The sequence below is a fragment of the Streptomyces sp. NPDC026589 genome (assembly GCF_040638385.1).
GTDB lineage: Bacteria > Actinomycetota > Actinomycetes > Streptomycetales > Streptomycetaceae > Streptomyces.
Window position 1 is genome coordinate 24,329 of record NZ_JBEZYG010000044.1, and the last position, 11,190, is coordinate 35,518.

At 70.6% G+C, this 11,190-nt stretch carries 12 protein-coding genes; all 12 read right to left on the reverse strand.

Going from position 1 to position 11,190, the window contains the following annotated elements:
* Nucleotides 1-6: 6 nt before the first annotated feature.
* Nucleotides 7-996 carry a dTDP-glucose 4,6-dehydratase gene (gene rfbB / locus AB0F29_RS39830; protein ID WP_361883417.1) on the reverse strand — a complete coding sequence of 330 codons (990 nt, stop codon included), beginning with the start codon at nt 994-996 and terminating at the stop codon, nt 7-9.
* Entirely contained in the window at nt 993-2,168 is a 1,176-nt protein-coding gene (locus AB0F29_RS39835) for a nucleotide disphospho-sugar-binding domain-containing protein (RefSeq protein ID WP_361883420.1), read from the reverse strand. Before AB0F29_RS39835 ends, rfbB begins: the two co-directional genes overlap by 4 nt.
* A gap of 33 nt (nt 2,169-2,201) precedes the next feature.
* Nucleotides 2,202-2,882 carry an antibiotic biosynthesis monooxygenase family protein gene (locus AB0F29_RS39840; RefSeq protein WP_361883423.1) on the reverse strand — a complete coding sequence of 227 codons (681 nt, stop codon included), beginning with the start codon at nt 2,880-2,882 and terminating at the stop codon, nt 2,202-2,204.
* Between the two features lie 31 nt (nt 2,883-2,913).
* Complete coding sequence (gene rfbA, locus AB0F29_RS39845) at nt 2,914-3,783, reverse strand: glucose-1-phosphate thymidylyltransferase RfbA (RefSeq protein ID WP_361883426.1); 870 nt, start codon at nt 3,781-3,783, stop codon at nt 2,914-2,916.
* Nucleotides 3,784-3,907: 124 nt separating this feature from the next.
* On the reverse strand, nt 3,908-5,365 hold the full coding sequence (locus AB0F29_RS39850) for an FAD-dependent monooxygenase (RefSeq protein ID WP_361883429.1): 1,458 nt from the start codon (nt 5,363-5,365) through the stop codon (nt 3,908-3,910).
* Nucleotides 5,365-6,303: an aromatase/cyclase gene (locus tag AB0F29_RS39855; RefSeq protein WP_361883432.1), complete on the reverse strand. Its 939-nt coding sequence runs from the start codon at nt 6,301-6,303 to the stop codon at nt 5,365-5,367. Before AB0F29_RS39855 ends, AB0F29_RS39850 begins: the two co-directional genes overlap by 1 nt.
* A gap of 22 nt (nt 6,304-6,325) precedes the next feature.
* Complete coding sequence (fabG, locus tag AB0F29_RS39860; RefSeq protein WP_361883435.1) at nt 6,326-7,111, reverse strand: 3-oxoacyl-ACP reductase FabG; 786 nt, start codon at nt 7,109-7,111, stop codon at nt 6,326-6,328.
* A 57-nt stretch (nt 7,112-7,168) separates the two neighbouring features.
* Nucleotides 7,169-7,444, reverse strand: a complete 276-nt coding sequence (locus AB0F29_RS39865; RefSeq protein WP_326703848.1) for an acyl carrier protein — start codon at nt 7,442-7,444, stop codon at nt 7,169-7,171.
* Between the two features lie 168 nt (nt 7,445-7,612).
* Nucleotides 7,613-8,827: a ketosynthase chain-length factor gene (locus AB0F29_RS39870; protein ID WP_361883438.1), complete on the reverse strand. Its 1,215-nt coding sequence runs from the start codon at nt 8,825-8,827 to the stop codon at nt 7,613-7,615.
* Nucleotides 8,824-10,095, reverse strand: coding sequence for a beta-ketoacyl-[acyl-carrier-protein] synthase family protein (locus AB0F29_RS39875; protein ID WP_361883441.1), 1,272 nt, complete (start codon nt 10,093-10,095; stop codon nt 8,824-8,826). Before AB0F29_RS39875 ends, AB0F29_RS39870 begins: the two co-directional genes overlap by 4 nt.
* Nucleotides 10,092-10,421, reverse strand: coding sequence for a TcmI family type II polyketide cyclase (locus AB0F29_RS39880; protein WP_361883444.1), 330 nt, complete (start codon nt 10,419-10,421; stop codon nt 10,092-10,094). Before AB0F29_RS39880 ends, AB0F29_RS39875 begins: the two co-directional genes overlap by 4 nt.
* 277 nt (nt 10,422-10,698) lie before the next feature.
* Nucleotides 10,699-11,190 (reverse strand): biotin/lipoyl-containing protein (locus AB0F29_RS39885; protein ID WP_361883447.1); only part of this gene is annotated, 492 nt, incomplete at its 5' end.

Below are 11,190 nucleotides of genomic sequence, written 5' to 3' on the forward strand. Positions count from 1 at the left end.
TGTGGTTCAGGCCGCGGCTGCCGCGTCCGCCGCCGCTCCCGCGGTGCGCCACCGGTCCGGGTGTTCGCGGTACCAGGCGACGGTCTCGGCGAGCCCCTGGTCGAAGGCGGTGCGGGGCGCGTAACCGAGCTCCTCGCGGATCTTGCCGTCGTCGAGCGAGTAGCGCAGATCGTGGCCCTTGCGGTCGGTGACCCGGCGGATCATGGAGGGTCCGGCCCCGCACAGGTCGAGGATCCGCTCGGTCAGTTCCAGGTTGGTCATCTCGTTGCCGCTGCCCACGTTGTAGATCTCGCCCGCCCGGCCCCGTTCGAGGACCAGGTGGATGGCCCGGCAGTGGTCGTCGACGTGCAGCCACTCGCGGCGGTTGCGGCCGTCGCCGTACAGCGGGACCGGCTCACCGCGCAGCAGGTTGGTGACGAAGCGGGGGATCAGTTTCTCGGGGTGCTGGTACGGCCCGTAGTTGTTGGAACAGCGGGTCACCGAGACGTCCAGGCCGTGGGTGCGCCAGAAGGACCGGGCCACCAGGTCGGAGGCCGCCTTGGAGGCGGCGTAGGGGGAGTTGGGCAGAAGCGGCCACTGCTCCGTCCAGGACCCCTCCTCGATCGACCCGTAGACCTCGTCGGTGGACACGTGCACGACCTTCTCCACGCCGGCGGCGAGCGCCGCCGCCAGCACGAACTGGGTGCCCATCACATTGGTCCGGACGAACTCGGCGGCGCCGACGAGGGAGCGGTCGACGTGGGACTCGGCCGCGAAGTGCACGATCGCGGTGTGGCCCGGCACCAGGTCCGCCAGCAGCTCCGGGTCGCAGACGTCGCCGTGGACGAAGTCCAGCCTCGGGTGCGTGGCCGGCAGGTTGCGGCGGTCGCCGGCGTACGTCAGTTTGTCCAGGACGGTCACACGGGCTTCGGCCGAGCCGGGATAGCGGCCGTCGAGGAGCGCGCGCACGTAGTGGGAACCGATGAATCCGGCTCCCCCGGTCACCAGGATCCTCATCGGCTGCTCCCGAGCAGTCCGGGCAGCGTGGCGACGACGTCGGCGGGTGCCGGCATGGCCCGCATCTCCGCCGCCACCTCCCCGCCCGCCGACCGGAAGGCGGGTTCGTCGAGCAGTCGTGCCAGCGCGGAGGCGATCTCGGCGCCGGTGGCCTCGGGGCCCTCCAGCATCAGGCCCGCCCCCCGCGCGGCCAGCACCTGAGCGGCGGCGTGCCCGTCGTCGTGCGCCATGGGCACGGCGAGCTGGGGTACCCCGGCGTCGAAGGAGGCGTACATCGTGCCCATGCCCCCGTGGTGGACGATCGCGTCGCACGTGGCGAGCAGGGCGCGCAGAGGTATCCAGTCGACGACCCGCACCCGGCCGGGCAGCGGGTCGGGCAGCGCCGACAGGTCGGCACCGCTGGTGGTGAGGACGACCTCCAGATCCAGCTTCGCGAGGCCGTCGATGATCTCCAGCAGGCGCGTACCGTCGCCGTAGAAGGTGCGCAGGGAGCCCAGGGTGACCGCGACGCGGGGCCGGTCGCCCCGGCGCAGCGCCCAGTCGGGCAGTACGGCGCCGCCGGTGTAGGGCGCGTACCGCATCGGCAGGACGTGCGCGGCGCCGCTCTTGAGCGGGCCGTCCTGGAGTACGGGGACGAGCGAGGCGGGGTTGAGGTCCAGTTCCACCTCGGCCTCGGGCAGGTCGGCGACGCCCAGCCGCTCCGCGACGGGGGCGAGGCGCTGGAGCGCGGGCCGGAAGGTGGGGCGGCGGGTGCCGATGCCGTGGAGGACCGCGGGGACGCCGACGGCACGGGCGGCGAGCAGCCCGGCCACGGCGGGCGGTGTGTAGACGACGGCGTCCGCACCCCAGGCCGTGGCCGTGTCGACCAGCCCGTCCACCATGCGGGCTCCGACCTCCGCGAAGACCTCGGCGACGTGGGCGATCACCTCGTCGGGCCTGAGCCTCCAGCTGATGTCGGTCTCCGTGAAGCGGCGGACCATGTCCTCGTACGGCTCGGCCGACGCCCCGTCGTCGGTGGCGACGGCGTGCAGGCCGGCCGACGCGGCCGTGGCCGGAGCGGGGCCGCTCGCCGCGACGAGCACGTCGTGTCCGGCGGCGAGCGCGGCCTGCGCCAGGGGGACCATCGGCAGCATGTGCGAGGGCCCTGGGAGAGTGGTGAACAGCAAGCGCATGACGTGTCTTTCCGGTCGGAAGGCGTCGGGCCGTCAGCTCTGGGCGGAGCGCGAGTGCCACGCCCGGAACGTGTTCGCCCACCGTGAGGTGGACAGTGACCGCGCCCGCACCCGCCCCTTCTGCACGTCGAGGGGGCGTTCGGTGTCGGGCAGCGTGTGGAAGGCGTCGTAGGCCTCCTTGCCGTCCCACTGGGCGTAGTTGAGGACCGAGGTGCCGTCGAGGGACCGGAAGTAGGCGTGGGACCGGTAGCCGGGGACGGTCAGCAGCCATTCGTCGGGCTTGGCGAGCGTGTCGACCAGGGCCGCCTGGTTCTCGGGCTCGCAGCTCAGGACGAAGATGACGGTGTAGTCGTCACGGTCGGGGGAGATCTCGGTGGTGTCCCCCAGGGACGGGTGGCGCTGGGCGAAGACCGCCTCGGTGCGGATGAGCTGCACCGTGGTCGCGAGCCGGTGGAACTCCGGCACCGTCCTGGTCCGGAACTCCTCCCCCGCGTACCTCTTCGCGAGGTCCTCCGCACTGCGCCACTGGACGAGGTTGGCGGTGCCCGGGGAGTCCTGTCCGGCGTGCACGGTGGAGGAGATCCAGCCCGGGTAGTCGGCGTTGTCGACGATGCCCCGCATGGCCTTCAGGACCTGTGACTCCTTGTCACGGTCCTCGGTGTCGAAGAGGTTGAAGAGGCTCAGGTAGCCGTCGTCGGGCGAGATGAAGGGCACGGTTCTCCCAGGTCGAGGTGGGCGGTTGTGGTCAGCCGGCCGCGGCGACGTCCATGACGTAGCGGCCGTACGAGGACTTCGCGAGCCTGGTGCCGAGCTGGTAGCAGGCCTCGCGGTCGATGAATCCCATGCGCCAGGCGATCTCCTCGATGCAGGCGATGCGGACCCCCTGGCGGTGCTCCAGGATCTGCACGTACTGGCCGGCCTCGGTCAGCGCGTCGTGCGTGCCGGTGTCGAGCCAGGCGAAGCCGCGGCCCAGCGAGATCAGCTTCGCCTTGCCACGCTCCAGGTAGAGCCGGTTCACGTCGGTGATCTCCAGCTCGCCGCGCGCGGAGGGGCGCAGGTTCTTGGCGATGTCGACGACGTCGTTGTCGTAGAAGTACAGCCCCGTGATGGCCAGGTTCGACCTGGGGCGGGCGGGCTTCTCCTCCAGCGACAGGAGGTTCCCCTCGCCGTCCACCTCTCCCACGCCGTACCGTTCCGGGTCGCGCACGGGGTAGCCGAACAGCACGCAGCCGTCGACGTCCACCACGGTGTCCTGGAGCAGCCCGCTGAAGCCGGGGCCGTGGAAGATGTTGTCCCCGAGGACCAGGGCCACAGGATCGCCGCCCACGTGGTCGGCGCCTATGACGAAGGCGTCGGCGAGGCCGCGCGGCTCGTCCTGCTGTGCGTAGGTGATGGTCAGTCCGTAGTCGGAGCCGTCACCGAGAAGCCGGCGGAATCCCTCCAGATCTTGCGGGGAGGAAATGATGAGGATTTCGCGGACACCGGCCAGCATCAGCACCGAAAGCGGGTAATAGACCATCGGCTTGTCGTACACCGGAAGCAATTGCTTCGATATTCCCATCGTGATGGGATGCAATCGCGTTCCGTGGCCTCCGGCCAGAATAATTCCTTTCACGGCACCTGCCTCCAGGATTTCTCCGCCGGTGTTTCTAGCGGAATCCAGCACCCATCATCCTGAGCCGCCGGACCGGCTTCAAGGTGACTCAGGTCAGAACGATGTCAATTCCGGTCAGAACATTTCAGCGAGCTTCGCCGAACCAGGCGCGGAGCGCGTCCACGGCCTCCGCGGCCCCGTCGCCCGTCCACGCGACATAGCCGTCAGGCCGTACGAGAACGCCGCCGGCGTCGCCCAGTGGGCCGTGGGGGCCGCTGGGGCGGGCGGTGACGGTGACGACCCGGTCCGCCCAGGGCGCGGCCCCGGCGCGCAGCCCGGGATCGTCGGCCAGGTCGAGCAGCAGTCCGCGGCCCCCGGTGCGCAGGAGCGCGGTGGTGCTCGACGTGCCTTCGGGCGTCTGCAGCCCGGTGTGAGGGAGGCGGAGGTGGTCGCCGTAGCGGATGTCGAGCCCGGAGATCATCCCCGCCAGGTGTTCGCGCACCTCGGGCCGGTCGCGGATCAGTTCGTGCAGCAGGGCCCGCATCGGCTCGGTCTCGGGGCCGCCGAGCAGGAGCAGGGCCTGGGCCCGGATATTGCCGAGGACCCGGCGGCCGACCGCGTGCCGTTCGGTGTGGTATGTGTCGAGCAGGCCTTCGGGAGCACCGCCGCGCACCTGGGCGGCGAGTTTCCAGCCGAGGTTGACGGCGTCCTGGAGCCCGAGGTTGAGCGCCTGGCCGCCGATGGGCATCTGCCGGTGGGCCGCGTCGCCGGCGAACAGCAGCCTGCCCTCGCGGTAACGGACCAGCTGTCCGTGCGCGTCCCCGAAGGAGTTCACCCACAGCGGGGCTCCGGCGCTGATGTCCTCGCCGGTGACCTGCTTCCACGCCTGGGCCACTTCGGTGAAGTCCACGTCGCCGTCGCGGTGCCCGGCCACCGCGCCGAACGCGTGCACCATGACCCGGGTGACCCCGTCGGACCGGCGCGCCGCGACGGCCAGGCCGCCCGGCAGCCGCTGGAAACGCCGGTCGGGCACCTCGATCCCGGCGACGTCGGCGCGCAGCAGCTCGCGCACCGGTGCACGGCCGGGAAACTCGGCCCCCGTGAGCCGGCGCAGTGTGCTGTCCTCACCGTCACAGCCGACGACGTACCGCGCCCGGACGCGCAGCGCGTTCCCGCCGGGGCCGTCGACGACCGCCTCGACGGCGTCCGCGTCCGCCCGCACCGCCCGCAGCTCGTGCCGACGGCGCAGATCCGCGCCCAGTCCGGAAGCCCATTCCGTGAGCAGTTCCTCGGTGCGGGTCTGCGGCACCTTCCACTGTCCGGGCCAGGGGCCGGGCAGGGTCAGGTCGAGCGGTATCCCGCCGAAGTGCCCGCGGGGCTCGTTCGGCGGGTCGCCCAGCGCGTCGAGCAGACCGCGGCTGTCGAGGATCTCCATGGTGCGGGCGTGCAGGGTGGAGGCCCGCGACTCGGTGGTGGGCCCTTCCCCGCGGTCCACCACGACGGTCTCCGCACCGCCGCGGCGCAGTTCCCCGGCGAGCATCAGCCCGACGGGTCCCGCACCGACGACGAGCACGTCGGTGTCCACGGCGCGTGCGGCCGCCATCAGCGCCGTCGGCTCTCGGCGTGGTCCTTGGCGTGTCCGAGGGTGGCCCGGCTGTTGGTGCTCAGCGCGTTCCGCACGTACTCCCGGGCGTCCGCGACCGTCGCGTCCGGGCCGAGGATCCGGGCGATGTTGTCCGTGTTGAGGGTCACGGTGTGCTGCGAGGACACGGCCGCTCCCTCCTCGTTCTCCTCGAACGTCCAGTAGCCGGTGTGCAGGGTCATCAGCGCCGGCAGGGTGACCTGCTTGTAGGCGATCCGGTGGTGCGGGAAGGTCACCCGGTACGACTTGGTGGTGTGCGTCGAGCCGTCCTTGGCCCGGGTGTCCATCTCCAGGCTCTGCAGCCCGGGGGTGTCCTCGCTGAACCGGACGGACGCGACGTGCGGCAGCCGCTCCGCCCACAGGTCAGCCTCGTTGACGAAGTCGTAGGCGTCCTTGACCGAGCCGGCGACCTGCACCGTGTCCTCGAAGGAGAAGGTCAGCTCTTCGGCCGCGTGCGCCAGTTCGACGTTGGTCCTCAGCGCCTCCAGCTCGGAGCGGCTGTTGCGGTCGACGGCCTCGTCGATCCAGCGCAGACCCTCCGGGTCGTCGTCGACGGCCCGGTAGTCGTGCAGCAGCCTCACCCGCGACCGGGTGCCGGAGAGCGACTCGATGATCCAGGTGCCGCCCATGGCGGCGACCGGCGGGGCGGAGACCTCCTGACGGAACTCGATCCGCCGCTCCCGCGGGTCCAGGGTACGGCGCGAAGTCCAGTTCTTGGCCTGGCCGTTGGCGGTCGCCCAGATGCGTATGCGCTCCTCGCCGTCGCCCCGCTCCAGATGGTCCACGTAGATGGTGGGCGGGAAGATCCGAGGCCAGTTGTCGACCTCGGCGATCAGCCGGTAGACGGCGTCGGCGGGAGCCTCGATGGCGATCTCGTGCTCGACCTGGCGGGTCGTCATGATGTCGTTTCCTCCGTCGGTCTCAGAAGTTGCCCAGGCCGCCGCAGACGTTCAGCGCCTGCGAGGTGATGGAGGCCGCGGTGTCGGAGGCCAGGTAGCCGACCAGGCCGGCCACCTCCTCGGGTGTGGAGTAGCGGCCGAGCGGGATCTTCGCCTGGAACTTCTCCAGGATCGCCTCCTCGGTCGAGTCGTAGGCGGCCGCGTAGCCCTGGCGGACGCGCTGGGCCATCGGCGTCTCGACGTAACCGGGGCAGACCGCGTTGACCGTGATACCGGTGGGCGCCAGTTCGTTGCCGAGGGCCTTGGTGAAGCCGACGACACCGTGCTTGGAGGCGGAGTACGGGGCACCGAGCACGACGCCCTGCTTGCCGGCGGTGGACGCGATGTTGATGATGCGACCGCGCTGCTTATGGCGCATGCCTCCGGTGTTCAGGACCTCGCGGGTCACCCGGAAGACACTGGTGAGGTTGGTGGCGATGACGTCGTCCCACAGTTCGTCGGCGATGTCGGCGGTCACCCCGCCGCCACTGCGGCCCGCGTTGTTCACCAGTACGTCGACGGTGCCGAAGCGGTCGACGGCCGCCTGCACGAACGCCGTCACGGCGCGGCCGTCACTGACGTCCACGGCGGCGCCGTCGACGTCGACGCCCTCCTCGGCCAGCTGCTTGACGGTGGATCCGACGTTCTCCGCGTTACGGGCGCCGATGAAAACCTGGTGTCCCTGCTCGCCGAGGAGCCGCGCCACGGCAAGACCGATGCCACTGGTGGCTCCGGTGACGAGGGCGACCTTCTTGATCTGCTCCGGCATCTTCTTCTCCGGTGGGTGATGGGGGGGCGGTGGTCGGGGCTGAGCGGGCCGGATCCGTCAGGCCACGGTCCCCACGGAGCCGATCGTGGCGTTGACGGCGGCAAGCAGCGTGCGCGGCGTCTGCGCGTCGGTCAGGACGTCGTCATCGAGGGTGACGCCGAACTCGCGCTCGATCCGGCCGGCCGTCTCCAGCAGGGCCAGCGACTCGTAGCCGAGCTCCTCGAAGCCGGTGTCGAGGATGTCGCCGTCGAGGTCCACGCCCTCGTCGGCGCCTGCGCCCTCGCGCAGAATCCGCTTCAGGTCGTCCAGGCTGAATTCCGTTGTTGCGGTCACGTGCGGTCTTCCCTTCGTGTGCTGGATGAGGTGTGCGCGGAACCCCGGCAGAGGTTCGGCCGGACCGCTCACGCGGCCCTGGGGCCAGACGTCGCCCGGCAGGCCGCAGTTCGACGACAGGCCCCAGGGCCTGTCCGGCGGGTCAGGGCCGGGTCCGCCGGACCCGCCCTAGTCGACGGCCCGGACCACCACGGCCGAGTTGAAACCGCCCTGGCCGCGGGCCAGCACGACGGCGGTGCGGAGTGCGGCGGGACGTGGGGTTCCGAGGACGAGATCGAGGCCGTACTCGGGCAACGGGTCGGTGTTGACCGTGGGCGGGATGACGCCGTCGGCAAAGGCGAGGAACGCCGCGGCCAGGTCCAGCGGGGCGGCGCCGGAGTACAGGCGGCCGGTCATCGTCTTGGGTGCGGTGACGGGAACCCCACGCGGCCCGAAGACCGCGGTGAGCGCCTGCGCCTCCGCACGGTCGAGCTCGGGCACCGCCGCCGCGTCGGCGAAGACCACGTCGATCTCCTCGGGCCGCACGCCCGCGTCCGCGAGAGCGGTTTCCAGAGCCCGGCGCAGTCCTGGCTCGCCTCCGCTGCCCGGCCGGGGATCGATGGTCGCGCCGTACCCCGCGATCTCTCCGTAGATCCTGGCACCGCGCTGTCGGGCCGCGTCGGCGTCCTCCACGATGAGGATCGCGCCGCCCTCGCCGGGAACGTGGCCGCCCGCGTCGGCGTCGAACGGCCGGTAGGCGCGCGTCGGATCGTCGCTGGTGCTCAGCCTGCCGCCCGCCAGCTGGGCCACCCACCCCCAGGGGCAGAGGGACGCGTCCACCGCGCCGGAGACGATCAGCTTCGTGCCTTTGCGGATCTGCCGGCGCGCCTGTGCGACCGCGTCCAGGCCCCCGGCCTGATCGCTGACGACGACGCCGCTGGGGCCCTTCATGTTGTTGCGGATGGATATCTGGCCGCTGTTGACGGCGTAGAACCAGGCGAACGACTGGTACGCGCTGACGTGCTGGCTGCCCAGACTCCACAGCTTCCGCAGCTCGTTCTGGCCGAACTCGAATCCGCCGGAATGACTGGCCGTGACCACGCCCATGTCGAACTCGGGCAGTTCCGCCGACGTCACGCCCGCGTCCTCCAGTGCCCAGTCCGCGGCGACCAGCGCCAGCCGGGTCATCCGGTCGGTCTGCGGCAGCAGCCGGCTCGGCAGGTGGTCCTCGGCCGTGAAGCCCGGGATCTCACCGGCCAGCCGTGCTGGGTAGGAGGACGCGTCGAATCTGGTGATCCGGCCGATGCCGCCCTTGCCTCCACAGGTCGCCGCCCAGAAGTCCTGGACGCCGAGCCCGTTCGGCGACATAACGCCGAGTCCGGTCACCACCGCGGACACGCTCATGCCGTGCTCCTCTCGGGCCTGGCCAGCACCATGGCGCTCTGGAAACCGCCGAACCCGCTGCCGACGGTGAGCACCGCGTCGGTTATCTGTTCGCGGGCGGTCAGCGGCACGTAGTCGAGGTCGCACTCCGGATCCGCCGTGTGCAGATTGGCCGTGGGGGGTACCACGTTGTTCTCCATCGCCAGGGCGGACGCGGCGATCTCGATGGAGCCGATCGCGCCCAGCGAGTGTCCGACCATCGATTTGATCGAGCTGACCGGGGTGCGGTAGGCGTGCTCCCCGAGGCTCCGTTTGAAGGCGGCGGTCTCGTGCCGGTCGTTCTGCTTGGTGCCGGATCCGTGGGCGTTGATGTAGTCGATCTCCTGCGGGTTCATCCGCGCCTCGTCGAGCGCCACCCGGATCGCCTCGGCCATCTCCGTACCGTCGGGCCTGAGGCCGGTCATGTGGTAGGCGTTGCTGCGCGTGGCGTAGCCGGCGATCTCGGCGTAGACGTGGGCACCGCGCTTCTTCGCGGCCTCCAGCTCCTCCAGGACGAACACCGCGGCCCCCTCGCCGAGCACGAATCCGTTACGCGTCCCGTCGAAGGGTCTGGAGGCGCGCTCGGGTTCGTCGTGGCGGGGTGTGGTGGCCTTGATCGCGTCGAAGCAGGCCATCGTGATCGGTGAGATCGGGGCGTCGGAGGAGCCCGCGACCATCACGTCCACCGCACCTTCGCGGATCAGCTCCACCGCGTAACCGACCGAGTCGATGCCCGAGGTGCACCCGGTGGAGATCACCGTGCTCGGGCCCTGGGCGCCCACCGCCCACGCCACCTCGGCGGCGAACGAACTCGGCACCAGGTAGTCGTAGAGGTGCGGCACGGCGTAGGTGTGGTCGACCAGGTCCAGCCGTCCCCCGTCGCTGACGACCCGGTACTCCTCGTCCAGACCCATCGTGGCGCCCACGGCGCTGCCGACGGTGACGCCGACGCGGTACGGGTCCAGCTGCCCCAGTTCGATGCCGCTGTCGGCGACCGCGCCCCGGGCCGCGACCACCGCGAACTGCGCGGCCCGGTCCATGCGGCGAGCCTCCTGCGGGCTCAACCCGTGCTCCTCGGGGTCGAAGTCGATCTCGGCGGCAACGCGGGAGCGGAACGGGGAGGGGTCGAAGAACGTGATGCCGCGGGTCGCGGTGCGGCCCTCGTTGAGCAGGCTCCAGAAGTCCTTGACGCCGATGCCACCGGGTGCCAGGACCTCGATGCCGGTGATGACGACTCGCCGGCCCGTCACGCGGACGCCTCCCAGTTGTAGAAGCGGCTCGCCATCGCATCGGCAGGGGAACGCCACGTCGCCGGGTCGTAGGCCTGGATGAACGGCTTCAGGTCGTCGCTGATCCGCACGAAGCGAGGGTCCGTCTTGGCCTGCTCGATCAGCTCTCCCCCGTTGTCGGAGTCGAAGTCCTGCAGGTGGAAGTAGAGGCCCCGGTAGGCGAACAACTGGCGACGTCGGGTGCCCATGCGGTGAGGCATCTCGGAGGCGTCGAAATCAGCGAACAGTTTCGACACGTCGATGCTGGATTCGGAATCCATCCGGGCCACGATCAACGTACTGTGCATACTTCGTCTCCTCCGCGTACATCGGAAAGGGCTTCTCATCAACTTCACGCGCAGCAACCCGGCGAACGCGAATTCCAGAGTTCCCTAAAGGGCACAGCACCTCAAGGGAGTTCAGGTCAGATGAATGTCAGAGCCCATCAGATCTGTGCGCGGTGATGTCAGCGCGGGTGAGGTCGGTGCGCGGTGATGTCAACGCGGGTGAGGTCGGTGCGCGGTGATGTCAACGCGGGTGAGTTGTGGGCGGGGGGAGTCGGCGCGCGGGAAGGCCCCCGGAACGTCAGTCCTTGATCTCGCAGATGACCGCGCCGGAGGCCAGCGAGCCACCGACCTCCGTCTCCAGGCCCTTCACGGTTCCCGCGCGATGGGCGTTGATCGGCTGTTCCATCTTCATCGCCTCCAGGACCACGATCAGCTCGCCCATGGCGACTTCCTGGCCCTCCTCGACGGCGACCTTCACCACGGTGCCCTGCATGGGTGAGGCGAGGGTGTCGCCGGAGGCTGCGGGGCCGGACTTCCTGGCCGCGCGCCGTTTCGGCTTGGCACCGGCGGCGAGGCCGGTACGGGCCAGGCTCATGCCCAGTGAGGAGGGGAGCGAGACCTCCAGGCGTCTGCCGCCGACCTCGACGACGACGGTCTCCCGGCCGGCCTCGTCCTCCGTGTCCGCGTCGGCGGGTGCGGTGAAGGGCTTGATGTCGTTGTCGAACTCCGTCTCGATCCAGCGGGTGTGGATGGTGAACGGGTCCGCGGTGAAGGCGGGGTCGGCGACGAC